At 39.8% G+C, this 26334-nt stretch carries 23 protein-coding genes and 2 pseudogenes; 10 read left to right on the top strand and 15 right to left on the bottom strand.

Annotated features, from left to right (window positions below; genetic code table 11):
- Positions 1-97 precede the first annotated feature (97 nt).
- The 4 genes from FTU16_RS02930 to FTU16_RS02915 all read right to left on the bottom strand — a co-directional run bounded on the left by FTU16_RS02930 (position 98) and on the right by FTU16_RS02915 (position 6515).
- Positions 98-2155, bottom strand: a complete 2058-nt coding sequence (locus FTU16_RS02930; protein ID WP_257227081.1) for a TonB-dependent receptor domain-containing protein — start codon at positions 2153-2155, stop codon at positions 98-100.
- 440 nt (positions 2156-2595) lie between these two features.
- Positions 2596-3909, bottom strand: coding sequence for a DcaP family trimeric outer membrane transporter (locus FTU16_RS02925; RefSeq protein ID WP_180162658.1), 1314 nt, complete (start codon positions 3907-3909; stop codon positions 2596-2598).
- A gap of 126 nt (positions 3910-4035) precedes the next feature.
- Entirely contained in the window at positions 4036-5409 is a 1374-nt protein-coding gene (locus tag FTU16_RS02920; RefSeq protein WP_180162657.1) for an MFS transporter, read from the bottom strand.
- A gap of 191 nt (positions 5410-5600) precedes the next feature.
- Entirely contained in the window at positions 5601-6515 is a 915-nt protein-coding gene (locus FTU16_RS02915) for a LysR family transcriptional regulator (RefSeq protein ID WP_180022865.1), read from the bottom strand.
- Between the two features lie 281 nt (positions 6516-6796).
- Between FTU16_RS02915 and catA the strand changes: the two genes are divergently transcribed.
- The 6 genes from catA to benE all read left to right on the top strand — a co-directional run bounded on the left by catA (position 6797) and on the right by benE (position 12904).
- A complete protein-coding gene (gene catA, locus FTU16_RS02910; RefSeq protein WP_078193335.1) occupies positions 6797-7717 on the top strand; it encodes a catechol 1,2-dioxygenase in 921 nt (306 codons plus the stop codon).
- A gap of 85 nt (positions 7718-7802) precedes the next feature.
- The gene (gene benA, locus FTU16_RS02905) at positions 7803-9200 is read left to right on the top strand and encodes a benzoate 1,2-dioxygenase large subunit (protein ID WP_168379611.1); all 1398 of its coding nucleotides are present in this window, start codon (positions 7803-7805) and stop codon (positions 9198-9200) included.
- Positions 9197-9706: a benzoate 1,2-dioxygenase small subunit gene (gene benB / locus FTU16_RS02900; protein ID WP_180128009.1), complete on the top strand. Its 510-nt coding sequence runs from the start codon at positions 9197-9199 to the stop codon at positions 9704-9706. The genes benA and benB overlap by 4 nt, the downstream gene beginning before the upstream one ends.
- 94 nt (positions 9707-9800) lie before the next feature.
- Positions 9801-10817 carry a benzoate 1,2-dioxygenase electron transfer component BenC gene (gene benC / locus FTU16_RS02895; protein ID WP_078190731.1) on the top strand — a complete coding sequence of 339 codons (1017 nt, stop codon included), beginning with the start codon at positions 9801-9803 and terminating at the stop codon, positions 10815-10817.
- 14 nt (positions 10818-10831) lie between these two features.
- On the top strand, positions 10832-11617 hold the full coding sequence (gene benD / locus FTU16_RS02890; RefSeq protein WP_180162656.1) for a benzoate diol dehydrogenase BenD: 786 nt from the start codon (positions 10832-10834) through the stop codon (positions 11615-11617).
- Between the two features lie 63 nt (positions 11618-11680).
- Positions 11681-12904: a benzoate/H(+) symporter BenE gene (gene benE, locus FTU16_RS02885; protein ID WP_180162655.1), complete on the top strand. Its 1224-nt coding sequence runs from the start codon at positions 11681-11683 to the stop codon at positions 12902-12904.
- Between the two features lie 179 nt (positions 12905-13083).
- On the opposite strand, the gene FTU16_RS02880 is transcribed toward benE, so the two are convergent.
- On the bottom strand, positions 13084-13920 hold the full coding sequence (locus tag FTU16_RS02880) for an SDR family oxidoreductase (protein ID WP_180035226.1): 837 nt from the start codon (positions 13918-13920) through the stop codon (positions 13084-13086).
- Positions 13921-14444: 524 nt separating this feature from the next.
- Here FTU16_RS02880 and FTU16_RS02875 point away from each other — a divergent pair.
- Positions 14445-14885, top strand: a complete 441-nt coding sequence (locus tag FTU16_RS02875; protein WP_168379617.1) for a DUF2147 domain-containing protein — start codon at positions 14445-14447, stop codon at positions 14883-14885.
- A gap of 85 nt (positions 14886-14970) precedes the next feature.
- Here FTU16_RS02875 and FTU16_RS02870 read toward each other — a convergent pair whose 3' ends face one another.
- Positions 14971-16026 (bottom strand): aromatic ring-hydroxylating dioxygenase subunit alpha, encoded by a 1056-nt coding sequence (locus FTU16_RS02870; protein WP_180008136.1) that lies wholly within the window; start codon positions 16024-16026, stop codon positions 14971-14973.
- Positions 16027-16274: 248 nt separating this feature from the next.
- Here FTU16_RS02870 and FTU16_RS02865 point away from each other — a divergent pair, with 248 nt between their 5' ends.
- Positions 16275-17204 (top strand): LysR family transcriptional regulator, encoded by a 930-nt coding sequence (locus FTU16_RS02865; RefSeq protein WP_078190745.1) that lies wholly within the window; start codon positions 16275-16277, stop codon positions 17202-17204.
- Between the two features lie 104 nt (positions 17205-17308).
- Here the strand turns inward: FTU16_RS02865 and hpxO are convergent, their stop codons facing one another.
- On the bottom strand, positions 17309-18466 hold the full coding sequence (gene hpxO / locus FTU16_RS02860) for an FAD-dependent urate hydroxylase HpxO (RefSeq protein ID WP_180162654.1): 1158 nt from the start codon (positions 18464-18466) through the stop codon (positions 17309-17311).
- A 208-nt stretch (positions 18467-18674) separates the two neighbouring features.
- On the opposite strand from hpxO, the gene alc reads away from it, so the two are divergent.
- Together alc and FTU16_RS02850 are read left to right on the top strand one after the other, a co-directional pair.
- Positions 18675-19682: an allantoicase gene (gene alc, locus FTU16_RS02855; RefSeq protein ID WP_180162653.1), complete on the top strand. Its 1008-nt coding sequence runs from the start codon at positions 18675-18677 to the stop codon at positions 19680-19682.
- Positions 19683-19772: 90 nt separating this feature from the next.
- A complete protein-coding gene (locus FTU16_RS02850; RefSeq protein ID WP_180022856.1) occupies positions 19773-20273 on the top strand; it encodes an ureidoglycolate lyase in 501 nt (166 codons plus the stop codon).
- A 204-nt stretch (positions 20274-20477) separates the two neighbouring features.
- Here FTU16_RS02850 and FTU16_RS02845 read toward each other — a convergent pair.
- From FTU16_RS02845 to FTU16_RS02810, 8 genes and pseudogenes are all read right to left on the bottom strand, one after another.
- A pseudogene (locus FTU16_RS02845) lies at positions 20478-21858 on the bottom strand (nucleobase:cation symporter-2 family protein).
- 30 nt (positions 21859-21888) lie between these two features.
- Entirely contained in the window at positions 21889-22209 is a 321-nt protein-coding gene (uraH, locus tag FTU16_RS02840; RefSeq protein ID WP_168379624.1) for a hydroxyisourate hydrolase, read from the bottom strand.
- On the bottom strand, positions 22206-22709 hold the full coding sequence (gene uraD / locus FTU16_RS02835; RefSeq protein WP_180054671.1) for a 2-oxo-4-hydroxy-4-carboxy-5-ureidoimidazoline decarboxylase: 504 nt from the start codon (positions 22707-22709) through the stop codon (positions 22206-22208). Before uraD ends, uraH begins: the two co-directional genes overlap by 4 nt.
- Positions 22710-22852: 143 nt before the next feature.
- Positions 22853-23815, bottom strand: a complete 963-nt coding sequence (puuE, locus tag FTU16_RS02830) for an allantoinase PuuE (protein ID WP_180162652.1) — start codon at positions 23813-23815, stop codon at positions 22853-22855.
- 96 nt (positions 23816-23911) lie between these two features.
- The gene (locus FTU16_RS02825; protein WP_180162651.1) at positions 23912-24478 is read right to left on the bottom strand and encodes a hypothetical protein; all 567 of its coding nucleotides are present in this window, start codon (positions 24476-24478) and stop codon (positions 23912-23914) included.
- Between the two features lie 370 nt (positions 24479-24848).
- Positions 24849-25301, bottom strand: a complete 453-nt coding sequence (locus FTU16_RS02820) for a GNAT family N-acetyltransferase (RefSeq protein ID WP_180162743.1) — start codon at positions 25299-25301, stop codon at positions 24849-24851.
- A 308-nt stretch (positions 25302-25609) separates the two neighbouring features.
- Entirely contained in the window at positions 25610-26005 is a 396-nt protein-coding gene (locus FTU16_RS02815) for a hypothetical protein (protein ID WP_257227080.1), read from the bottom strand.
- Between the two features lie 237 nt (positions 26006-26242).
- A pseudogene (locus FTU16_RS02810) lies at positions 26243-26334 on the bottom strand (IS5/IS1182 family transposase); the annotation flags it as partial.

Genomic DNA, 26334 nt, shown 5'->3' with positions numbered 1-26334 from the left:
CAAAGATTTAAAAAAAGGGAGCTGATTGGCTCCCTTTTTTTATTCAAATCCGCAGAATAAGACTTTTTAATTGTTCGCTGTATGGAATACAAGATGCTTAATTAAAATGATACGTTAGTCCTGCATATACCGCTCGGCCTTCACCCGGTGTTAAACGAGCAGGATCTTTGCCGGCATCGTTATAGCCCGGTGTCACGGTAGATGCATATTTTTTATTGGCTATATTTCTGAAATCCAACCACGCCATATATTGTTTTTGTGGTTGCATATAGCCAAACGAAGCTCCCCAAATTTGCCAATCTTTTGCGTAGACACTATTGGCATAGTCGGTTGCGACCTTTGCGGCATAAAGTGTATTCACCGCAGCATAAAAACCTAAAGGATGTTCGTATTTCAGTTCAGCCTGATAGATGTGTTTTGGTATACCTGCAAGCTCATTTTTTCCAAATACCGCATCATTTTTATAGTGAAAATCATTCAAGGTATAGGCTTGTTTTAGTTGAACTTGTCCATATGTATCATTTTGCCAAAGTGAACTGTTTAAACCGACTTCAATCCCTTGATGGATGGTGTCTGAAGCATTTGATTCAGCAATAATCTTTTTAGGCTCTGATTGGATTTCAACGGCCAATAGTTCATTTTTAACCTGTGAATAGTAATATGCAATATTCCACTCACCCAGTGCATGTTGACCACGCCCACCTAGTTCAAGAGTGTTCGCTGTCTGACTATTCAAATGTATCGGAGCACTTTGGCGTCCCGTTGCTGCGCCACTACCATCTGGGAAGTATTGATCCGACCCCCAAATTAAAGCCCATGGATGTGGTGCTTCTAAGCTTCGACTGACATTGGCAAAGAGCTGTGTTTCAGGTTGGATTTGATATCGAAAACCTAGCGATGGCAGGACATTCCATTCACGAATATTTTCTTTATGACTTTGCACAGGCCATGTCACTTCACTTTCACGATGGGTGTACGCCAATGCAACTCGACTATCGAGCCAAAACTGTGGGTGTAGTGCCAAGGCATTGGCATAATGTAAAACATAGTCACCACCTTGGTAGGTATAATGCCGCGTTTCTGTATCCGCAGCATAGGCGCCTTGCGCTACACGCAAGCGTTCAACGACCTGACCATCTGGCAAATGCGTGGTACTACGAAAACCTAAAGTATTTTGGCTTTCATGCCCCCATAGCGTTCGGTCAAATTGGTAGTTAAATAAGGTACTAATATCATCATAGTCAACATCAGTACTATAAAGTCCTTCTTGCAAATCCATCGGATAATGATGATAGGCCAGCCCCAACTGTAAACGATCGCCCGAGTCCAAAGTCATATTGGTTTTATTCGCCAACCAAAGACTTCCCGGCTGCGGACGATTATTATTCAGCGAGATATTTAGGGCTAATGCTTGTTTTGGATCTTGTTCAATCTGTTGTTGGGTTAGTCGTCCCGGTGTTTGGTGTTCAGTCTCTCGGTAACGCAGATAAAATCGTGTATCTAGGTGAGGATTTAATTGATATCCCACATTGGCCGATATACCTTTACTCTGGCTTGAGGAATGATCTTGAAAACCATCATCATCACTTTGCGTTAATGAAACATAATAGTCTAAGTCACCGATTTGTTGTCCTGAGCTGATTTCACTTTTCTGATAACCGTGGCTACCCATTTCATGATGCACTGACAGTTTTGCTGCATTTTTTCCAGTTGGGCTGGCATAGTTAATTAGACCACCCAAGCTTAATGCGCCACGTGTTAAACCATTAGCCCCCCGTAAAACCTCTATATGGTCTACCCACAGCGGCTCAAGCAGTTCATAAGGTGTTCCTCCTGGCCCTGTAAATGGCAAATCATCTAAGGTTACATACAACCCTGAAGCATGCGCCCCCGGTGCACGATTGATCCCCGAGCCACGTATCGACAGTTTCACCCCTTCATTTCCTGAAGATGCCGCGTATATCCCCGGTTGATTTTTAAATAAATCAGCATTTGTTCGCTTGGGTACATCTTGAATGTCTGCTGCAACGATCGCATTGGTTGCACCATTTACTTTAGTCAGTGCTTTTTTTATTTGATCATTCATTGAACTTTGTTCAACGTTAATGGTGATTTCAGGTAATACATTGCTATCTGCAACACTATATGGTGCCATCGCGGTGAGTATCATCAGGCTTAAAAGCTTAAGTGACGTGTTGTTATATTTGGAAAATTGAGGGACATCCATGATTGCGTCTTCTAAGTGAAACGAAATTGACGGCAAGGATTATAGTGTGTTTTATCATCATGTATGTATCAAAATATTTCAAAATTCATGATATTTATCAATATCCTTCTTCGTATTTTTATATTCAAATGATTTGTTAAATGAAATAAAACAGATAATTATATTTTTTAGTCAAAAATAAAAGTTTCTAAATAAGATAAAAGCCCTCAATCGATAAAGATCAAGGGCGTGTATGGATTGAGAGTACGCATTGAAAGATTTTCGGAAAGTTAGATGTCAAATCCTGAACATACTTTCAATCACACTCTCGTTAAATTGATATTGAAATTTCTAAGGCAATTTAAATTAAACAATTCTCTGTAACGGCATTAGAAGTTGTACATCGCGACCGCATTGATTCGGTTATCTTCACCCTTGGTACTGCCATTTGGCGCAGCACCAAAAGCTTCACGTTCACCATAGACATATTCCAGACCTAAACTAATCGGCTTAACAGGGCTGTAAAATACATTTGCCCATGCTTGCCACAAGTTTTTATTGGCCTTGGTTTTATCGACTAATGAGTTGACATAATCAGCATTATTATCTGCTTTCATATAACCATAGCCCAATGTTCCGCGCCATTGTGCTGAAATTTGTTGAGTTAAACCTACTGTAATCGAGTCAAATTCATTGGTGGCGATGATGTCTTTATCCGCATTAGTGACAAAGCCTTGGTTGGTCCATGACACAAAACTACTGTCGCCTTTGACATGGTAATAATCCGCCTTGAGCACTGTTTTATCCGTCAAATCTAGTTTTGCGCCCAGACCAAGCCCCCATGCGGTTTCTGTATCCGTATCCGTTTTCTTTTCAGCACCCATCGCACGTGCGCTTAACATCAGCGTATCTGTCATTTTATGGTTTAAACGCGCTGTTAATGCAGGCAAACGCATGTTTGAACTGTCATCCTTAGAATCTTCGGCAGCGAGTACAAGATTTGTCTCTGGACTAAATTTGTGACTATAGCGAACTTGCGATGTACGTTTAACAGCACCACCGACATAGCCCAATGCATCAATGGTTTCAGGCATATAATCAGGTACAGCAAAGTTAGACCATGTTTGCCCCACCAACCAATCACCATAGGTTAAATAGGCATGACGAATACGTAGTCCATCATTCGCACCCAAAAAGTCGACTTCAATTTTACCACCTACATCTCCCACTTGAGTCGGCGTTTTAAAGTCTAGTCCTAAACGTGTGGCAGCAAGTGTTGCTTTTAAACGATCTGAACTTTCAGCATTCCCTTCTAGCGGAACACTATTCATTTGGTTATACAGGCGAGATAAGCTGCCGCCTTCTGTCTGATAAGATGCATCTGCTCGCACATTGCCATACAAGCTAAACTCAGCGCCCGATTTGGTATTTAAACTCAGGCTCGGTGTTTGAGTCGGTTTTTGATTCTGCGCAGCAACTACAGATCCTTGTTTTACGTCTTTGATTTCACTCGATAAAGTGTTTTGCTGCTGAACATATTGCTGCATCATGGCTTTTAATGCTTTGACTTCATCACGCAACTGTTCAACTTCAGCTTCGCTGACTGCCGCATGTGTCCACATGGGGAACGCGACTGCACAAGCTAGTATCATCGGTTTAATTTTAAAGGTTTTTTTGACTAAATTTAGCTTTTGAGTTTTCATCCTGACCTCGATTTGGGCAATGCCCTTTCCTTATTTTTTGTCACAATTTCCCACTAGCCCTCATGCTGTGCATCAGGGCCTGGAAACTTAAAATTTTGGGGTAATGTTAAATCTTTAAATGACAGCTTAATTTGCTGGATTTTTGATGGCTTGCGTATTGAGCTTTGGCGATTGACCTTGAGTAGACGCCTCTACAGACGCTTGCAAATTCACCATAAAGATTGCTAATGCAGCTATGACACCCGGAATGGCAATCACCAAGAAGTTCATTTGATGCGGTAAATTCATGGTTAAAAGCGCACCAGTAAGTACCGGTCCAACGATTGCACCAATTCGTCCAATCCCCGATGCCCAACCCATACCTGTAGAACGTACTGTGGTTGGGTAGTATTGTGCGACAAAGGTATAAAGTAGGATTTGCGAACCGATGGTAGCTGCACCTGCAACAGCAATTAAGGTATACAGAACCATTTGCGGACTGTTAAAGCCCAGTAAGATTAAAGCCAACGCGCCACACATGAACATGATGCTCAGTACTTTTTTGATATGGAATCGGTCTGCAAAAGCACCACCACCAATAGCACCTACCATTCCACCTATATTCAGTGCAAAGAGGAAAATCATACTTGCACCAAGCGAATAGCCAGCTTGAATCATCAATTTTGGTAACCAGCTTCCAAGTGCATAAACCATCAATAAGCACATGAAAAATGCAATCCAGAACATGAACGTACTGAAACTACGGCCTTGTTGAAATAATGCTTTTAACGGTGCTTTGTCTTCTTCAGAAACTTCATTGAGTACAAATTGCGTATCCGTTGTGAGGACTTGTTCAGGGGCAATTTTAGAGACAATCGTTCGAGTCGTATCTGTTTGATGCTTTGAGGTTAAATACATCAATGACTCAGGGAGGAATTTCCAAATTACAGGCAATGCAAGACATGGAATAATCGCAATATAAAACATGATTTTCCAGCCATATACAGGCACTAACCAAGCACCCAATAATGCTGAAGCCATACCACCAATGGCATAACCACTAAACATTAGTGCAACCAAGGTGCTTCGTATACGTTTTGGCGCGTATTCTGTCATTAATGCCACAACGTTCGGCATAACACCACCGATGCCTAGACCGGCAAGAAAACGTAAAACACCAAACTCGACTGGGGTACTTGCAAAAGCGCCACAGAAGGTAAAACCACTAAAGATACCGACACAGATCATAATGGTTTTTTTACGACCAATTTTATCGGACAGTGTGCCAAAACACATGGCACCAAACATCATGCCAAATAAAGCCGTACTTGCCAGTAAACCGGCTTGTACTGCAGATAAGGACCATTCTTGCATCAACAACGGTAAGGCAACGCCATAGATCACCAAGTCATAACCGTCAAAAATAATAATCAAAAGACACCAAATCAAAACACCCCAATGAAATGGCGTAAATTTGGCTTCATCAACCAAGGTATTAATATTAATTTTCTGGTTTTGCATAGCCCACCTCCTAATTGTGAAGCTTGTAAAATTCGCTTTTCACAATGAATAAGTTGGTGCTTAATGTCCAAAACCGATTAGGCATGTTTGTATACCTAAAAAGTTGAATACAAATTAATCCCTTGATTCCGCTTTATTTAAATAGATCATTTCATATGTGCAGTTCATCTGAACGTCTAGCGACAGCATACTCAAAACACAGCACGATCATAAGGAATCGCTTCTAAATCATATACTTGATAAACACTATCAAATAAACCACGAATATCTTCGCTTTCATCCATATTACGTACAGCCATAAATACAGGGCTAATCGCGGCTTCATCTAAGATAGGAACAAAGGTTAAATGTGTTAATTGCACACTTTGGGCACTCATTGGAGTGATACAAACCCCTTCATTAGCTGCAACAAAGCCTAGAGCCAGTTGTAATTCACGTACTTCGCGTACTTTTTTAGGTTCCAAACCATACTCTGAAAATATGCCACGCACTTGGGTAGAAAAGTTTGGTTTGTTGTGATTTGGGTAAAAAATCAATTGTTGATCGATCAGATCTGCAAGATAGACTCCTTCCTTTTTTTGTGCCAAAGGATGACTAGCGTGTAAGGCAACTACTAAGCGTTCTTCACGCAGTAAAACCCGTTTAATTGCAGGGTCTGAAATACGTAAACGCCCAAAGCCGACATCTATACGGCCTTCTTTTAATGCTTTGATTTGTTCAGTGGTGGCCATTTCCTCCATTTCTATTTTTAAATGTGGATGTTGTTGTTTGAATAAATACAAAATATTCGAGAGTAAACCAAACAATAAAGAGCTCACAAAACCGATTGTCACTGTTCTTTCTGTCAAACCGATTCGTTTCGTCATCGATTTAATTTCTTCTGCATTAGACAAAAGTTTTAAAGCATGATGATAAAAAAATTGGCCTGCTTCTGTGGTCTTAAGCGGACGGCTACCGCGTTCAAATAACTGAATTCCAAGCTCATGTTCCAAATTTTGAATCTGCCGACTCAAAGGTGGTTGAGCTATATATAGTTTTTCTGCCGCTTTGGTAAAACTCTGCTCTTCAACCACCGCGACAAAGTATCTTAAGTGTCTTAGTTCCATAGCTTTCGATACCTATTAAGTATAATAAAATGCAAATTTGATCTTCGACGTGAAGATTTTATTCTTTTAAGGTATATCACATAGACAGGATTAAGCAACTTTAATCCCATCCAACAGATCAAAAACATCGTGTAGCCCATTCCCTGAAAGAAACTTCAGCCGCTACACGAAACAACTTAAAAAGTATTGTTAGACAACCAAACAAGGAACGTGGCAGCCAAAGACCTCTTTTATCGAGTGATAGCCACCCATACTTAAATGCATACTTAAGGAGATATAGTATGAACCGTCAAGAGATTGATGTTCTGGTTAAACAAATGAACGTAGATACAGCGACAGGGCCTGTTGACCAACGTGTACAACAAGTTGTGGTACGTTTATTGGGTGATTTATTCCAAGCGATTGAAGATCTAGATATTACTCAAACTGAACTATGGAAAGGTCTAGAGTATTTTACAGATGCGGGTCAAGCGAACGAATTAGGTCTTTTAGCCGCTGGTTTAGGTTTAGAGCACTATCTAGATTTACGTGCCGATGAAGCTGATGCGAAAGCAGGTATTACAGGTGGTACACCACGTACCATTGAAGGCCCTTTATATGTGGCTGGCGCACCTGAATCAGTGGGCTTTGCTCGTATGGATGATGGTACGGAAACCGATAAAATTCCAACTCTGTTTATTGAAGGTACAGTAACAGATACCGAAGGCAACATCATTGAAGGCGCTAAAGTTGAAATTTGGCATGCCAACAGCCTAGGTAACTATTCTTTCTTTGATAAGTCTCAATCTGACTTCAACCTTCGCCGTACCATTCTTTCTGACCAAGACGGTAAATATGTTGCACAAACTACGATGCCAGTTGGTTATGGCTGTCCTCCAGAAGGCACAACCCAATTTGTTTTAGACAAATTAGGCCGTCATGGTAACCGTCCATCACATGTACATTATTTTATCTCTGCACCGGGTTACCGCAAGTTAACCACTCAATTCAACATCGAAGGTGACAAATACCTTTGGGACGACTTTGCCTTTGCAACTCGTGATGGTCTGGTGGCAACTGCTGTTGATATCACAGACGAAGCTGAAATTGCACGTCGTGGTCTAAACCAGCCGTTTAAACACATTAGCTTTAATGTTGAGTTAGTTAAAGAACAAGCTGCAGCACCAAATACTGAAGTTGATCGTCGACGCGCTAGCGCTTAATTACTCACTCAAAGGAAGCCGAGCTGCCTCATCCTAGTATGACAACTCGGCGACTATCCCCTCATTGGACAGTCGGAGAATGGACATGCCACGTATTCCTGTAATTAACACCAGCCATCTAGATCGTATTGATGAACTTCTTGTCGATAATTTTGACACTGGTGAATTTAAACTGCACCGCTCAGTATTTACCGATCAAGCGTTGTTTGATCTTGAAATGAAATACATTTTTGAAGGTAACTGGGTGTATTTGGCACATGAAAGCCAAATTCCAAATAACAATGATTATTACACGACTCATATTGGTCGCCAGCCGATCATCATTGCACGTAACCGTAATGGTGAACTGAATGCCATGATCAATGCCTGCTCACACCGTGGTGCACAGTTATGTCGTTATAAAAAAGGCAACAAAGCGACGTATACCTGTCCATTCCATGGTTGGACCTTTAATAACTCAGGTAAATTACTCAAAGTTAAAGACCCTGCCGAAGCGGGTTATTCAGATTGCTTTAACCAAGATGGTTCACATGACTTGAAAAAAGTCGCACGCTTTGAAAGTTATAAAGGCTTTTTATTTGGCAGCTTAAATCCTGATGTGCCAAGTCTAGTAGAATTCTTAGGTGAAACCACCAAAATTATAGACATGATCGAAGGTCAGTCGGAAAATGGTTTAGAAGTTTTACGTGGTTCATCTACCTATACCTATGAAGGTAACTGGAAACTGACAGCTGAAAATGGCGCAGATGGCTATCACGTTTCAGCCGTGCATTGGAACTATGCAGCCACCACACAGCACCGTAAAGAAGCACAAGCAGCGGATAATATTCGTGCCATGAGTGCGGGTTCTTGGGGCAAGCAAGGTGGTGGTTCTTATGGTTTTGACAGTGGTCACATGTTGTTATGGACGCAATGGGCTAACCCAGAAGACCGTCCAAACTTTAGCAAAGCCGATGAATATACCGAAAAATTCGGCGCGCCGATGTCGAAATGGATGATCGAACGTTCACGTAACTTATGTCTTTATCCAAACGTTTATTTGATGGATCAATTCGGTTCACAAATTCGAGTTTTACGCCCGATTTCTGTCAATAAAACTGAAGTCACCATTTACTGTATCGCCCCTGTCGGTGAAGAGCCAGAAGCACGTACACGTCGTATTCGTCAATATGAAGACTTCTTTAATGCTTCAGGCATGGCAACACCTGATGATTTAGAAGAATTCCGTGCCTGCCAAGCAGGTTATGCAGGAATTGAGCTGGAATGGAACGACATGTGCCGTGGTTCAAAACACTGGATTCATGGACCAGATGATGCAGCCAATGAAATTGGTTTAAAACCGCTATTAAGTGGCATCAAAACCGAAGATGAAGGTCTTTACCTTGCTCAGCATCAATATTGGTTAAAAACCATGAAACATGCCATCGCTGAAGAAAAAGAACTAGCTGAACAAGTCGCAAATGAACAAGGAGATGTCGCATGAATGCAACTGCACATTTAGACAGCGTAAGCATTGAAGCTGTATCTCAGTTCCTCTACCGCGAAGCGCGTTTTTTAGATGATGAACAGTGGGATGAATGGCTAGAGTGCTATGCCCCATCTGCATCATTTTGGATGCCTGCTTGGGATGACGATGACCGCCTGACAGAAGATCCTCAGTCTGAGATTTCTTTGATTTATTATCCAGACCGTCAAGGTTTAGAAGACCGTGTCTTCCGCATTAAAACAGAGCGTTCATCTGCCACGATGCCAGATACCCGAACCAGCCATAACATTAATAACGTCGAGATTATTGAACGTGATGGCGACAAAGTAACTGTGCGTTTTAACTGGAACACCTTAAGTTTCCGCTACAAAACCAACTATAGCTACTTTGGCATGTCACGTTATGAAATTGATTTTTCAGGTGAGCAGCCAAAAATCCTCAGCAAATATGTTGTTCTGAAAAACGATTATATCAACCAAGTGATTGATATTTATCACCTCTAAAAGCTTATTTCACTAAGCAAGGTTTAACTTTCAGCCAGAAGGATATTTGGCTGAAAGGACACGTTATACCAGATTTTCAAAAGGATATTCAGCCATGTCAAACCATAATGTTGCACTTCAATTTGAAGATGGCGTTACTCGTTTTATTAGTGTTGCTCAAGGTGAAACCCTCTCCGACGCAGCCTATCGTCAAAAAATCAATATCCCACTAGATTGCCGTGATGGCGCCTGTGGGACATGCCGTGCATTTTGTGAGTCGGGTACTTACGACATGCCTGAAGAATCTTATATCGAAGACGCTTTAACCCCCGAAGAAGCTGAGCAAGGTTATATTTTAGCTTGCCAATGTCGTCCAAGTTCAGATGCTGTTTTCCAAATCAGTGCATCATCTGACGTGTGTAAAACTGAAATTCATGAGTTTCAAGGCACATTGTCTCGTGTTGAAAATATGTCGGATTCTACGATTACCTTTGATATTCAACTGGATGAAGGTCAACCGGACATTAACTTCTTGGCAGGTCAATACGTCAATGTCGGCATTCCGGGGACTGAAGAAACTCGTTCATATTCGTTTAGTTCAAAGCCGGGCAATCGCTTAACAGGCTTCGTGGTTCGTAATGTCCCTGAAGGAAAAATGAGTACCTTCCTGAGTGCCGATGCGAAAGCTGGCGACAAAATGACCTTCAAAGGACCTTTTGGTAGTTTTTATCTACGTAATGTTGTCCGTCCTGTGGTCATGCTTGCAGGTGGTACAGGTATTGCGCCGTTTATGTCCATGCTACAAGTGCTTGAAGAAAAAGGGTCTGAGCAACCTGTTCGTCTTGTATTTGGCGTAACCAATGACTTTGACATCGTAGCTAAAGACAAACTCGATGAATTACAAAGCAAACTCCCATGGTTCGAATACCGTACTGTGGTCGCTCACCCTGAGTCACAGCATGAACGTAAAGGCTATGTGACCAGTCATGTTGAAAAAGATTGGTTAAACAATGGCGATGTAGATATTTACCTCTGTGGTCCTGTGCCGATGGTCGAAGCGGTACGTGGCTGGTTAGATACCGAAGGCGTTAAACCTGCAAACTTCTTGTTTGAAAAATTCTCAGCGAATTAAGGGAGAATAGTTTAATGTCAGAACAAGCCAGATTTAACAATAAAGTTGTCATCGTAACCGGTGCCGCTCAAGGTATCGGTCGTGGAGTCGCCCTTCAAGTGGCCCGAGAAGGTGCTCAAGTGGTATTGGCAGATCTCTCAGATTTTGTTGAAGAGACGCTGAACGATATTCAAGCCCACAATGGCGATGCCATTATTGTTAAAGCCAACCTTGAAACATTTGCAGGCGCTCATGCAGTTGCTGCTCAAGCCATTGAAAAATATGGCCGAATTGATATCTTAATCAATAACGTTGGCGGTGCGATTTGGATGAAGCCCTTCCAAGAGTTTTCAGAAGAAGAAATCATTAAGGAAGTTAATCGTTCATTATTTCCAACTATGTGGTGCTGCCGAGCCGTGTTACCTGAAATGATTCAAAATCAGCAAGGGACAATTGTAAATGTATCTTCTATTGCAACCCGTGGTATTAACCGTGTGCCATATTCAGCGTCAAAAGGTGGGGTAAATGGCTTAACCTCTGCACTCGCTTTTGAACATGCCAAAGATGGTATTCGAGTCAATGCCGTAGCTACAGGTGGTACAGAAGCGCCACCACGAAAAGTACCTAGAAACGCCAACCCATTGTCAGATCATGAAAAACAATGGATGCAAGACGTGGTCGATCAAACCATTGACCGCACATTCTTAGGCCGCTATGGCACAATTCAGGAACAAGTCAATGCCATCTTATTTTTGGCATCCGATGATTCATCTTATATGACAGGAACAGTCGTCCCTGTTGGTGGTGGAGATCAAGGTTAATCTCTAAAAATCATTGGTTTAATTCAACAGGCTCATTGACATAGTCGCATGGAGGCAAAAGCGATGGCACCCCTGTTAAAAACATTAAAAGAAGATTGGTCGATTTCAGCGACGGTTGCAGGATTTTTAGCCGTGCTGATCTCATATTCAGGCCCACTAATTATTTTTTTCCAAGCCGCACAAAAAGCCCAAGTCTCCCCAGCCATGATGATTTCATGGATTTGGGGCATTTCTATTGGTGCAGCGCTGGCGGGTATTTATCTCTCAATTAAATATAAAACCCCGGTAATTACCGCGTGGTCAGCGCCTGGTACGGCTCTTTTAGTCACGCTCTTTCCGAATATTTCGCTGAATGAAGCCATAGCGGCTTATATCACATCCGCTATCGTTATTTTTTTGATCGGCATCACTGGCTATTTTGACAAACTTTTAAAATGGATTCCTCAAGATGTCGCTGCGGGGATGATGGCAGGTATTTTATTTCAGTTTGGTCTTGGGCTTTTCACTGCTACAGATAGTATGCCGATCATTGTCTTTGGCATGTTATTGGTCTTTCTTATTTCTAAAAGACTATCGCCACGCTACGCGATGATTTGGGTCTTGCTAACTGGTGTTGTCCTGAGTTTTACATTAGGGAAAATCAATCCTGTTGATGTGAATTTTCAACTCGCTATACCACAGTTTATTGCCCCAATTTGGACTTGGAACTCAACTTTAAATTTGGCGATTCCCTTAATCTTAGTCAGTCTGAGTGGACAATTCCTTCCGGGGATGGCGATCATGAAACTCAGTGGATATGACACGCCAGCCAAGCCGATTATCACAGCGACCAGTATTGCCTCGCTCGCTGTCGCATGTGTCGGCGGCATTACCATTGTTTTAGCGTCAATTACCGCAGCCATGTGTATGGGCAAAGATGCACATGAACTAAAAGAAAAACGTTATATAGCCGGTATTGCCAATGGTATTTTTTATATTTTAGGCGGCTTATTTGCAGGCAGTATTGTCATGTTATTTAGCCTATTACCTAAAGAGTTAGTCGCCGCACTTGCAGGTTTAGCGTTATTAGGTGCGATTGGAACAAACATGTCCGTTGCGATGAAAAATGAGGCCAACCGTGATGCGGCGCTAATCACTTTTTTAGCGACAGCCTCAGGTATGCATTTTTTAGGGCTAAGCTCAGTATTTTGGGGGATTTGTATCGGTGTCGCTGCACATGTCATTTTGACCAAACGAGTAGCCACACAAGCACCGATGACAACGACTCAAGATTCTAAAAGTTCATAATGTCCAAACGCATTGCCAATACAAAGAAGATGGAACACTACATCTTCTTTGTTTAATCGAAAACTCAATTTTTTGATTTTCTTGTCATTTAAACTTAAAAATTCAATATTCGAAATTAAGAGCTCTATAGGATAAAAAAGGGATCATGTTGCATCATCCCTTTTTTACTTATCTTTGAATTATTTACGTTTTTTCTTACCACTAAGTAGATCTATGGCTTGGGCATAACGTGTAGGTGCAATTCGCTGAATTAAATCAATAATTTTGGCATCATTACCAATTAAAACTCGACGTTTATTCTGCTTTACCGCATCTAAAATGACTTTTGCTGCGACTTCAGGCGGTGTTTTTAGCACTTTATTAAATGCTTTCGTGGCTCTATCTGGGTTCATCCCTAACGCACGAATACTGTCACTCATACGCGCGCTATTTGCAATATTGGTTCGAATCCCACCCGGATGCACGCAAGTTGCGCTGACTCCAGCATTTTCCAAGTCTAATTCTTGGCGTAAAGATTCAGTAAAACCTCGTACCGCAAACTTCGTTGCATTATAGGCACTTTGAGTCGGTTGAGCCGTCAAACCAAATAAGCTGGAAATATTAACTATATGTCCATCGCCACTTTGTTTTAAATACGGTAAAAATGCTTTTGTCCCATATACCACGCCCCAGAAATTAATATTCATAATCCACTCAATTTCATCATAATGCATACCTTCTACAGTACTGGCTAACGCGACACCTGCATTATTAAAGATCAAATTGACCTGGCCAAATTCAGCTTGGGTTGCAGCCGCCCATTGCTCGACAGCGGCACGATCAGATACATCTAATTGGGTCTGAATTATTTTCACACCGGTGTGCTTAATCATTTCAGCCGTTTGTGCAAGACCGTCAAGGTTGCGATCACTTAATGCTAGATGCGCACCTGATTGAGCCAGTTGAATGGCTAACTGCTGCCCAATACCTGAACCTGCTCCAGTAATGGCTGCGACTTTGTTGTTAAAATTTTTCATCGTGATTCCTATACACACTTAATCTCGTTCAGTGAACAAGCTGCATTTTCATATTATTCATAACACAAGCTTAACGAGAACTGATCTATGAATGAAATGATTTTATTTAATTGTAAAATATGAATGCTATACATAGCTCTTTAGCGTTATTGCTTCAAATCAAATTAATGTAATTCAACATGATTAGAGCAAAAATTGAAAACTTAAATGAGCCTTTTAGCTCCGGCTTTTTTTGGGATTGTAGCTCTAAATTTTTCAGCTCAAACAGCGTTTGATATTTATAAAAGTGATACAAATCCCAAATGTTATAAACAAAGCTCAACATTTATTCTATTTTTCTACACGATCCAGATTCTACATATTCAAAATCAGTATATAAAATCCACAATATATACTTATTTTTTTGTGAATATAGCCCTTGAAGACAACAAGGCTGATGCTTTGTAATTTTCCAAGTCTTGTGTATCCACCCTTTGGAAGATCAGGGATGCACATCTCTTACTATGTTCAATAGAGGTTCTAAAATGATAAAAACAACTCTTAGCCTAATCGGTTTGTCACTGGTGTCTAGCTTAGCTTTGGCTGCTGATCCATTGCATGGTACTAAATGGAAAACCATCGATGACCAAACCAAAAAACCTTTATCTGTAGTTCAATTTAATGAAACATCAAAGGGCGTTTTATCTGCAAAAATCGTTGATGTACTCACCCCGGGTGAAGCAGAAAACTGCCAAAAATGTGTAGGTAAATTCCACAATAAACCACTACTCGGTGTGCAAATCGTGAATGGTTTGAAAAATACCGGTAAAAATACCTATGACGGCGGTAAAATTACTGACCCGAAAAATGGTAAAACCTATAGTTTCAATGCCAAAATGTCGAATGACGGCAAGACCTTGAATGGTCGTGGCTATATTGGTGTATCTGCGCTTGGACGCAGCCAAACATGGATACGTGTAAACTAATCCTTTATGTACAAAGTCAAAAGCGGCTCGATTGAGTCGCTTTTTTTGTATGAAAACCAAGAATGAAATTATTCGAAAATAAAAATTAAACGGTATAACGTTTGCTTAGCCCCCATTCGGCTAATATTCGACGATAGGTTGTCGATGAGCGATCTGCTTCGAAATGCGCCTCCATACTGATATCCAGTGGCAATTCCTCAGGTTTTTGACTTTCCACCATGTCCTGATCTTCAGCAAAAATTTGTGCATTAAAATCATAGACCGCTTGTAAATCGCCTGTGGTATCAAAATTACGAGTTAAAGGCACAAATAAACGGGTTTTATTATGCGATACAGGACAACAGGCATTTAATATTTTTAACACCCCATTTTCAGGAAAATCGATGGTTAAAATTGCTGAAAATGGTGGATAGACATCAAATGTTCTTTTCCATAAAAAATCTTCTGGCGCTAAATGTTGTAAGCCATGCGGATAATTACTCACATCACTAAGATATTCTGTATGTAGTCCATAGTCCGTGCGTACTGTGGAATATTTTTGTACTTTAGGATTTTCACGGTCTGCAAAGCTCTCATGATGCACCCATGCGAAATGTGCAACATCAATAAAGCCTTCGAGTTGACGTCCACTTGAACCTCCAATATCAACATGAGGTGGCAATATAGATTGGTGCTGCTCGGTATCCCACGTGTCTAAATCGGGAAAATTGGCCGTAGATTCATCGCGGTTAAATAAACTGGTCCACACTAATCCATATTTCAATACAACTGGAAATTTAGTTAATGAAAAACGCTCTGAAATTTGAGTCAGCTCTGGCTGTGCGGGAATTTTTACACACTTTCCTGCGCCGTTATAATGTAGACCATGATATGGACAAATAATGTCTTCACCCTTGACCCAGCCTTTGGTTAATGGCACCCCACGATGTGGACAGATGTCACGAACCAAATGAATTTTTCCACTTTCAGTTTGATATAACGCCATTTTTACATCGAGTAATTGCACTTGTTGCGGTTCAATCGAAACATCTTCTACACGTGCAACGGGATACCAATGCTGCGCCAAAATATTCCAGTCGTTAGCATCAAATGTACTGCACTGAGGTTGGGTAAATAAATTGAGTACAGGAATGGCATTCATAGTTCATCTCGACAATTTCAATATTTCTTCAGCATTTAGCGCTATTTAAATTTTGCTAAATCCTTATTTTCTAAGTCGAAATTAAAATCCAAATACATTTCTGTCTATTAGAATGATTTGCATAGATTGTTCTGTTTTTTAGAACATTAAACATTCATCATTGCTTGATTTGATAAAGCTGGCATGAATATCGCTTAAAATGCATAACATTATGATTCGCTAATCACGCGATAGAGATTGAAGCCTGTATGTCGATTACTTTTTCTAGATTTTCTGAATATTTTATGGCGGTTGCACGGACTGGGAGTCTGCGCAAAGCTGCTGAACAACTTTTTATTTCAGTCTCGGCAGTTCATCGACAAATCGTTTTGGCAGAGGAAGAACTCGGGGTTGCCCTATTTGAACGACTACCTCAGGGCTTAAAACTGACGCTTGCAGGTGAATTACTGTATGCCGATTTATTAAAATGGCAAAAAGAGTATCAACTGACGCGAACTCGATTTGATGAAATCCAAGGTTTGAACCGTGGAAACATTGAAATGGGCTTTATTGCGGCTTTGAATGACAGTTTTGTCGTCGACTGCATTCAAAAGATGGCTGAAACCTATCCGTGGATCAACCTCAACATCAGCATGAATAGCAGTGAAGATATTTCCAGAAAAATCGTCGATGCAGAATTAGATTTTGGCATTATTTTAAATCCCAAAAGCCATAGCCAATTAGAAATTTTATCCTTTATAGAAATTCCGTTGGGCTTTGTGATGTCGCCGCATCATACCTTGGGTGGAATGGATAAAATTTATCTTTCAGATACGTTAAATGAACGACATATTTTACCGAGTGATCCACTCATTATTAGTGAATATGTACAGACTTTATATAAACATCATAAGTTTAGTCCGATTCAAAAGATCGAATGTAATGACATTAGAATGATATTGTCATTGGTTCAGCAACAATTAGGCATCAGTTTGATGTCATATATGGATGCTTTGCCACTGCTTGAGAATAATAAGATTATTTTTAAACCGATCCGTGAAAAAGGTTTACACAGTTTAACCATCGCTTTATGTGTCGCATCGAAGCGCCAAACCTCCCGAATTTCTCAGATCATGATTAATCTTTTGGTGGAAAAAATGGAAGAAATTAAGATCAATTTAAAATCTTTGAACCCCTAAAACCATTATTTAGGCTTTTTTTGTCACTTATTTTTTTGTAAAAAAAAGCCAGTGCGAATAACCCGTACTGGCTGCTGAAAGCTAAAGTTTTATCTGTTTATTTTTTAATCCAATGGATTACCTACAATATTACTAATAATGCCTTTCATAATATGATTGCCTTGTTCTTTACGCAGTTCTGCATACCATTCACGCGTCACACTTTCATCTTTCATATGGGTCACATCACAACGCTTACGCGCTCGCAGTACCAATTCATTGGCACGTTCATTACGTTTATTTTGATAACGACGCAATGAATCTTGTAAGCCTAAAGTATTGATTTGCAGAGAACGGGCTAAATAAATTGCATCTTCCATTGCTTGGCAGCCACCTTGTCCAATATCCGGCGTTGTACTGTGTGCTGCATCACCCACGATCACCACACGACCTTTGTAGAAATCTGCAAAAGGTTCAATATCATGAATTTCTACCCGATTGGTTTTTTGGGCATCTACAGCATCAATCAGCTTTTGCACCGGTTCACACCAACCTTTAAAGTATTCTTTAAATAAAGCCTTATATTGTGTGCGGTCATTTTCTAAGCCTGCTGCTAAAGGGACATCAAAGAAGAAATAGAATCGGTTGTCGGCAACGGGCATCAGCGAAACACGTTTACCTTCTCCTACAAATGTCGTCCATTGATCTGCCGCAGCAAATTCTTCTGAAATGTCGACTAACCCGTTCCAATTGACATAACCTGCATAGCGGCGCTCAACTTGTTCCCCCAATACATACGCCCGTGTCAATGAATGTGTACCATCGGCGCCAACCAATAAATCAGCCTGAACCTCACTTCCATCGGCAAAACATGTGATCACTTGATCATCTTGTTCTGAGAAGCTCACCATTTTTTTTCCTAGATGAATATTTTCGCGGCCAAACTCATTCATAAGCATATTTTGTAAGTCTGCACGTGAAACTGGATAAGGTCGCTGACCAACTTCTTCGATTAAAGGAAACAGACTAAACTGCGTCATAACATCGCCCGTTAAGCCATCGATATAGGCTAAGTGATCCATCTTGCCACCGAGCTTTTCGACTTGTTCGGTTAGCCCCAAATAGTTCAAACATTTGACACCGTTAGACCATAAAGAAATAGCGGCTCCAACAGGTAAAATTTGTTCTGCCTGTTCATAGATGGTTACTTGGTGTCCAAATTTTTTCAAAGCGATCCCTGTCGTTAGGCCCGCCATACCTGCACCAATAATTCTAATGTCCATCTATAACTCCCCTGTGTTTTTTTAAATATCTTTCTCCTAAAAAGCGAAAAGCATGCCATTTTTTCAAACAAACAATAAAAAAATCTAAAGTTGGCACACGCTGTGCTTCTAAACACGTGTAAATGCTAGTTTTTATCAAATGTTAAATTTTTAACACTAAAAACAAAATGCATATGTTTTAAATGAAAATAGTGAATGGATTTTATATATGGCGACTTTACTCGCACCAAGTTTTGATATTCCTGCACAATTACAGACACTTACAAATTTAGCAGATGACCGTATTGGTGCAAAAATACTTGAATGTTCAGATGATTTTTTTGCAGAAGCAAAACGCATGCTTCAATTTAATGCACCTATCTTCGTCGAAGATAAATTTGATGATCATGGCAAATGGATGGATGGTTGGGAAACGCGTCGTAAACGCCATGCAGGTTATGATTGGGCAATCATCCAACTCGGTGTTGCTGGACGAATTCAAGCCTTAGATATTGATACAACATTCTTTACAGGGAATTATCCAGCTTCCGCATCAGTTGAAGCCTGTTTTGCACCAAGTGGTGAGCTAGCACAGGCAGCATGGGTCAATATCTTAGACAATACCGTATTGGGCCCGAGCCAACACCATATATTGAAGGTCTCAAATGATCAGGTGTTTACCCATGTACGTTTAAATATATATCCAGACGGTGGTATTGCACGATTTAAAGTCTATGGTGAAGTTCAGGTTCAAATTCAAGACAGTACGAGCACATTAGACCTTGTTGCACTGGAAAATGGTGGACGCGTAATTGCTTATAGTGATGCTCATTTTGGACATCCACGAAACTTAATTAACCCTGGTCGTGGTATCAATATGGGAGATGGTTGGGAAACTAAACGTCGCCGTGCACCAGGTTTTGACTGGTGTATTTTGGCTTTGGGTCAATCTGGTGCAATAGAGAAAATTGATATTGATACTGCCCATTTTAAAGGCAACTTCCCTGCGCAGGTTTCCATACAAGCGATCTATGTGGAAGATGCCACTGACCCTCAACTGATTCCGCAAAGTATGTTCTGGCCGTTTTTGCTCGACGCACAAGACATGCAGATGGATCACATTCATAGCTTCGTCAGTGAGATTTTAAAGCATGAAAAAATATCGCATATCCGCATCAATATGATTCCTGACGGGGGGATTAGTCGCATACGGTTATGGGGAAAAATACATCCTTAATTGCAATATTGATAAAATAGGAAGCCTTCGTGCTTCCTATGTGTATGGTTTCAATTTTTTTAATTAAATGCCTTACTAAGATATCTAAACATGACACATAGCATAAAAATACAAGCTCTAAGTATTGAAGGCTTTGCGCCTTTTGGAGAGGTCATTTGCACGACTGGACATGATTTTTTCCACATCAATGACACACATACAGAGCGATATCATGCCCTCGTGGAAACAGAAATTTCAGGTGATGCGGTTGCTGGAATTAGCATCTTTAGAAATATCAAAACCACTGAATTGCCTTTTACGATTTCGATGTTGGAGCGTCATCCCAACGGCTCACAAGCGTTTATTCCAATGCAAGCGCAGGCTTTTTTAGTGGTAGTTGCACCTGCGTTGGATGATCACAGCCCTGATCTTACACAGCTATGTGCTTTCATCACTGATGGGAGCCAAGGAGTCAACTATCGTGCAGGAACATGGCATCATCCTCTCCTGACACTCGAAGCACCCAGTAGCTTTGCCGTCATCGATCGTATTGGCATTGGACATAATTGTGATGTGTTCCAGTTCCAAACGCCTATTCACATTTCAAATTAATGTATTTTTAGCTTAAACACTTACAGTTAAATAGACTAAAAATCACTTAACCAATTGTTAATACATAATTAATTTCATCTTTTGATATTATTTAATTTAAACATAACGCATTAAAAAAGCCCTCAATTCAAAGGGCTTTATTTATTCTATACAAACTATATTCTATGAATCATCGTGTGGTTCAAGACCCAAGATTGCCAATGATTAATGTTGTACATCTATCGCCATGCTTGGTTTTTTAACCTGATCTTTGCTCATAGTCACTTCTTTATTTTTAAATAAATTCAAATGATTGAACACAATATTTAAAATAATCGCCATCAAACAAGTTGAACTAATGCCTGAATGAAAGAGTGTTTGCACCCATTTCGGGAAGTTTGCGTAGAAAGAATGATCGATAATTGGAATCATCCCTGCTGCAATCGCAGTCGCAACAATGATGAGGTTCTTTTGCTCGTTATAGTCAATTTTCGCCAAGGTACGAATACCACTTGCCGCAACCGTTCCAAACAAAACTAAACCAGCACCACCTAATACAGGGACAGGAATCGCTGCAATCAGTCGCCCCATAATTGGTAGAACGCCTAATACGACTAAAATCATTCCACCCGCAGCGACAACAAAGCGACTTTTCACGCCTGTAATCGCGACTAAACCGACATTTTGTGCAAAAGCACTTTGCATGAATGAACCGAAAATTGGCGCTGCTGCACTAGATAACATATCTGCACGTAAGCCATTGGTAATACGCTCAGCATCCACTTTAGTACCAACAATCTCCCCAACGGCAATAATATCTGCTGTCGTTTCAGTCATAATCACTAAAGTCACGATCAACATAGCAATAATGGCACTTAACTCAAAAGTTGGCATACCGAAAGCAAAGAAGCTTGGAAATTGAATCCAGTTACCATTTGCAACTTTAGAAAAATCGCCAAAACCAAAGGCATAAGCCAGCACCGTACCGAAGACAATGGCCAACAAAATTGATAAACGTCGGATAGTTGCATTACGGGTTAAGTTCAGCGCAATCACGATACCCAAAGTTAAAAATGCCAAACTGATGTTCTCAGCACTTCCCCAGTCTGGTGCTTTATTGTTCCCCCCCCATCATCCAGCGTACCGCTACAGGCAGCAATGAAAGACCAATCACAGTGATCACACAGCCAGTCACAATCGGTGGGAAAAAACGAATAATTTTTGAAAAATATGGAGCTAGAAAAAAGCCAATTAGAGATGCAACAATCACTGCGCCATAAACAGCAGAAAGCCCACCGCCTGCGGTTACTATGGCAATCATCGTCGCCACACCTGCAAATGAAACACCTTGTACTAAGGGTAATTTTGCACCGATATATTTCACACCTACGGTTTGTAGGATGGTCGCCAAGCCACCGACAAAAAGCGCCGCCGCAATCAATAAACCGATCTGCGCAGGTTCAAGTCCCGCGGCTGTACCAATAATCAATGGCGGAGCGATAATACCGCCATACATGGTTAATACATGCTGTAGTCCATAGGCAAGGCTTTTCCCTGCGCCTAAATATTCATGTTCTGGTGAAACTGTTTTATCTTGTTCTGTCATTTTTATATCCCCTATTTTTAAACTTTGCTCTTAGCTTCCGCGATACGTTGAATATGCAAATGGGCTGATGAGTAAAGGAATATGAAAATGCTGTGAGGCATCTTTTACATAAAAATGAATCACAGCTTTTGGAAAAAAGGTTTCGGTATTTAAAGTCTGAAAATATTCAGCAGTCGCAAATTCAAGGCTATAAGCACCTGCTGTAAAGTCCTTCAGCGCAAAATCATTGACGCGACCATCTGCATTGGTTTGGGCTGAACCTAGTAACTCTCCGTGTGCATTAAATAATTGAATGTGGACATTCGCTGCAGGTTTACCCAGATTGGTATCTAAAATATGTGAGCTAATCATGCGCTAAGCTCCTGTTTTAATCTTAATAAGGCAATTTCAGCCAATTGATGATGAACAATTCGTTTTTCAGTTTCAGGATCATTCAATAATCGATATTGCAGTGCCTGTAGTACATCTTCACTACTAAGGCCAGAGGCTTTGATTAAAAAGAGATAACCATACTTTTTCTCATACGCGATATTGCCTTTGAGCAATGCAAATTGAGTTTCTTCATCTGCTGAAATTTCAGACTGTTCTCGATTAGAAAATTGTTGTTCCAAACAACTTAATTCTGCCTGTGCCTTTTTTTCACCAATCCGTGGATGGTTATCTAGAGCATTTTTGATTTCATCCCAAGTCCAAGCATTTGCAGCTTTTACTGCTTGCTCTATGATTTGTGTGACACAGGTATAAGGACGCTGCGCTACAATATGTTCTGCCCAGCCTTCAATTTGCACACAGTGCTTTAAAAAAGTTTTTACATCTGCTTCGGATGCTTTATTAAATTCAACAAGTTGCACTATAAAATCGCCTAAAATTATTGAATGATTGTTCAAATTTAGTTTTGCAATATCAGTGCCAACCTAGGTCTATGATGTCAGTTACCTAAGTACAGGCCTAAAAAAAGAGGAGCTAAGCTCCTCTTTATCCAAATATTTTTTTACTAGACTGCATGATGTGTATACCAATGTTCCGCGATATCACCACGGCGACAGATCCAGACTTTTTCATGTGATTGCACATAATCTAAGAATCGTTGTAGTGCTTTAAAACGGCCTGGTCGCCCTAAAATACGACAATGCATCCCTATCGATAACATTTTTGGCGCGCTTTCACCTTCTGCATATAGCACATCAAAAGCGTCTTTAAGATATTGATAAAACTGTTCACCACTGTTGAAACCACCCGGTGAACAAAACTTCATATCATTGCTTTCGAGTGTATAAGGAATAATTAAATGAGGACGGGTTAGACCATTTTCATTCGTCAAATGACTCCAAAAAGGTAAATCATCACCATAGTGATCACAGTCATATTTGATTTGCGGGAATTCAGCCAATAGCTGACGTGTATTGGGACTGTCACGCCCTGTGTACCAACCAATAGGCATCTTTCCAAATAAAGCTTCAAGCACACTAATTGCCTGATCCATGTGCTGATGTTCCAACTCTATCGGCATATCCTGATAATGTAACCAGCGTTGACCATGTGAAACGACATCATAATTGGCTTGTTTGATCGCATCGACGATATAAGGATTGCGCGCTAAAGCCATACCGACACCAAAGACCGTCATGGGTAAATCACGTTTTTTAAACTCTTCATGAATCCGCCAAAAACCTGCTCTGGAGCCATATTCATACATCGAGTCCATCGACATATGTTTGGCAGGAAAACTGGCCGCTCCAATAATATCGGATAAGAATTGTTCTGATCCTGCATCCCCATGTTCGATGTGGTTTTCCCCACCTTCTTCATAGTTCAACACAAACTGCACAGCAATCCGTGCCTGATTAGGCCATACGACTTGAGGTACATTACCATGATATCCAATTAAGTCTCTGGAATAATCCTGTTGTTGGATCTGGTCAATTAAGTCTTGTCCACGTAAGTAGCCTGTAGTCACTTCAACTTCCTAATTTGTTATATCAAACAGTAAAAAATTAGGTAGAAACAAGCAAATTATGCGCCAATGTCGTAGACGGCTAAATAGCTTTTCATATCAATGACCATTGCCTTTTTTTAAAATATTGAATGGTTGTCCTGAATCATCTGCAATGATTGAAATTTGCCAAATTTCATCTATTTCTGGAAAATTCTGATGCAGTTGATCAATGAAATAGTAATAACCCGGTGTATTTTCGGCAATATAAATGATTGTATTTGAACACAATATATAGAGTTGAATCTCATCAATGGTTCCAATATTTTGGCGTACGACATCTATACTTTGAATATCTTTCCATAATATAGTTTTTGTGCTTATTTCAGGCCCAATTATAGTATATGTGAAACCATCATTAAAATATTCAAAATCACCTTTATCCTGTCTTAGACTCTCAAATTCAATTGTTTTATTCTTTATATCTTGTTTTAAATCAATTGAATCTACAAACCAAATATGAGGATGACAAATTATTGCATTCCAAATAATAAAAATACAAAGTGTAAAAAACCATATATTAGCTGTAATTACTATCGTAAGCACTGCCAATATAAATAAGATAAAACCCAAATTTAGGTTTAAAAATAATATAGTTGAAGTTCTTATTGGTAGTTGTACTTTCATTGGCAACTGCTTGAATAAAATATTACCATCATTCAATTTTTCGTTATATTTAAAGTAAAAACAAATTGCCAGTATTAAGAATGATATTAAACTAATGAATGTAAAATGTTTTTCCCATATTTGCCAATTAGATAAAAAATATATAAAAATGACCATAAATATTGAAATTGAACAATACATCGTAAGTAAGGAATTTAAAAAAATATGCATTCTCATTGTTTGTTTAATCTAGTAATTTTTTAATGGTATAACTATACTTAATTATTGATAAATTTAAAGCGTCATGATGAAATGTCTTTGTAAAACTATCTCATCATGCTCTGGAAAATTAATTTTTATTTAATGATTTTTAAATAAGATTTAATATTTTTCAATATTTTATAGGTTTAGTTACCTGCTTTCTCATAGGTATGTAGTGAATTCCCCATTGCTGAGTTAATTCACCTACAATCTCAAAGCCAAATTTTTTATAAATTTCTAAAGCATAGAAACTCGAATTTACCGTAATATGTTCAGGCTTATGCTGCATTATTTCGCGTTCTATAAACTTCCACATTTGACGCCCAAAACCTTGGCCATGATATTCAGGTTTCAAGAAAAAATGCATGAGATGTGAAGGATGCACATAAGCTACATTGCCAACGATTTCTTGATTTATTTCTGCAACAAAATAATGAATTAAATCACGCTCAAAAATATGTTTGAGCATGTGAGGCCTAAAGCGCTCACGGCCTTCTTCACTGCAAATAACGTCATCGACAAATGGCCCAATGACTGCTGCGATTGCATCAACATCCTCTACACAGGCTGGGCGTATGATCATTTTTAGCATGTTGTTCTCTTTATAAAAGTAATCCTTCAATTTCCTCCGTCAAAGAAAATAAACTTTCTCAAAAGAGTCATTTAATGAATTATCGATTTTAGCTGTTATTTTTCAATAGGTTTAAAAAGTTACTTCAGCTAAATTTAAAATAGATGTTGTACATCCAATATGCAATTGTCATTCGAATATTTTTTAGCACAGTTTTAAAAATATGCTAAGTATAAACGCTGAATGAATTCTAAAAACATAAAAAAATCCCCCACGTTTGGAGGATTTTTTACTTTATTTATTGAATAGCCGTCAATTATTTAATACACATCACGGCGGTAACGACCTGCTTTACGCAGTGTATGCAATTGTTCAATGCCCAGTATCTCTTGCAAAGTGGCATCTAGCGCTTTAGCCATATTCAAACTGCCGCAGATATAGAGACAAGCCCCTTGCTCTAGCCAATCAATCAATTCAGCTTTTTTTACAACTAGGACATCTTGCACATACTTTTCAGCAAATCCATCACGAGAAAATACCCGATCGATTTCTGCAATTTTACCTTGGTTTTGTAATTCATGCAGTTCATCAGCAAAAATTGCATCGAAAGCTTGTTGACGTTCACCATAAATAAACCAGTTTTGATAGTGCACCGTTGCGACGCGTTGCCTTAGATGTGAAAGCAAACTCGCCATTCCTGAGCCATTGCAAATCAAAATCGCAGAGTGAACGCCTTCTGCTAAGTGAAAATTTGGATTCGCACGAATACAGGTATGAATATATTGACCAAGTTTTAAATCTTGTGTTAATAAACCAGAACCTAAACCTAGTTCATCGCCATGCTGCTCTTGACGTACGACGAGCTCTAAATCTTTTTAATTAAATAGAGTTTGATAATTTCACGCTTATACTAAAGACTAGGGTGTGTTGACATTTACAGCCGATAAATTGAGCTAAAGAGGCAACCATATAAATATACAAGCTAAAGCAACAGCGCTTTGATAGTTACGTTTTAGCTTATCGTATCTTGTGGCAATTCCTCTAA

Source organism: Acinetobacter sp. YH12069 (assembly GCF_013419675.1).
Taxonomy (GTDB): Bacteria; Pseudomonadota; Gammaproteobacteria; order Pseudomonadales; family Moraxellaceae; genus Acinetobacter; species Acinetobacter amyesii.
Note: the sequence above shows the minus strand (reverse complement) of the source record. Positions and strands in the feature narration are given on the sequence as shown.

Excerpts from the sequence above, each read along its gene's own strand:
- FTU16_RS02930 (WP_257227081.1), bottom strand. The coding sequence starts at position 2,155 with ATGGCACCATATAGTGTTGCAGATAGCAATGTATTACCTGAAATCACC.
- FTU16_RS02925 (WP_180162658.1), bottom strand. The coding sequence starts at position 3,909 with ATGAAAACTCAAAAGCTAAATTTAGTCAAAAAAACCTTTAAAATTAAA.
- FTU16_RS02920 (WP_180162657.1), bottom strand. The coding sequence starts at position 5,409 with ATGCAAAACCAGAAAATTAATATTAATACCTTGGTTGATGAAGCCAAA.
- FTU16_RS02915 (WP_180022865.1), bottom strand. The coding sequence starts at position 6,515 with ATGGAACTAAGACACTTAAGATACTTTGTCGCGGTGGTTGAAGAGCAG.
- catA (WP_078193335.1), top strand. The coding sequence starts at position 6,797 with ATGAACCGTCAAGAGATTGATGTTCTGGTTAAACAAATGAACGTAGAT.
- benA (WP_168379611.1), top strand. The coding sequence starts at position 7,803 with ATGCCACGTATTCCTGTAATTAACACCAGCCATCTAGATCGTATTGAT.
- benB (WP_180128009.1), top strand. The coding sequence starts at position 9,197 with ATGAATGCAACTGCACATTTAGACAGCGTAAGCATTGAAGCTGTATCT.
- benC (WP_078190731.1), top strand. The coding sequence starts at position 9,801 with ATGTCAAACCATAATGTTGCACTTCAATTTGAAGATGGCGTTACTCGT.
- benD (WP_180162656.1), top strand. The coding sequence starts at position 10,832 with ATGTCAGAACAAGCCAGATTTAACAATAAAGTTGTCATCGTAACCGGT.
- benE (WP_180162655.1), top strand. The coding sequence starts at position 11,681 with ATGGCACCCCTGTTAAAAACATTAAAAGAAGATTGGTCGATTTCAGCG.
- FTU16_RS02880 (WP_180035226.1), bottom strand. The coding sequence starts at position 13,920 with ATGAAAAATTTTAACAACAAAGTCGCAGCCATTACTGGAGCAGGTTCA.
- FTU16_RS02875 (WP_168379617.1), top strand. The coding sequence starts at position 14,445 with ATGATAAAAACAACTCTTAGCCTAATCGGTTTGTCACTGGTGTCTAGC.
- FTU16_RS02870 (WP_180008136.1), bottom strand. The coding sequence starts at position 16,026 with ATGAATGCCATTCCTGTACTCAATTTATTTACCCAACCTCAGTGCAGT.
- FTU16_RS02865 (WP_078190745.1), top strand. The coding sequence starts at position 16,275 with ATGTCGATTACTTTTTCTAGATTTTCTGAATATTTTATGGCGGTTGCA.
- hpxO (WP_180162654.1), bottom strand. The coding sequence starts at position 18,466 with ATGGACATTAGAATTATTGGTGCAGGTATGGCGGGCCTAACGACAGGG.
- alc (WP_180162653.1), top strand. The coding sequence starts at position 18,675 with ATGGCGACTTTACTCGCACCAAGTTTTGATATTCCTGCACAATTACAG.
- FTU16_RS02850 (WP_180022856.1), top strand. The coding sequence starts at position 19,773 with ATGACACATAGCATAAAAATACAAGCTCTAAGTATTGAAGGCTTTGCG.
- uraH (WP_168379624.1), bottom strand. The coding sequence starts at position 22,209 with ATGATTAGCTCACATATTTTAGATACCAATCTGGGTAAACCTGCAGCG.
- FTU16_RS02825 (WP_180162651.1), bottom strand. The coding sequence starts at position 24,478 with ATGAAAGTACAACTACCAATAAGAACTTCAACTATATTATTTTTAAAC.
- FTU16_RS02820 (WP_180162743.1), bottom strand. The coding sequence starts at position 25,301 with ATGATCATACGCCCAGCCTGTGTAGAGGATGTTGATGCAATCGCAGCA.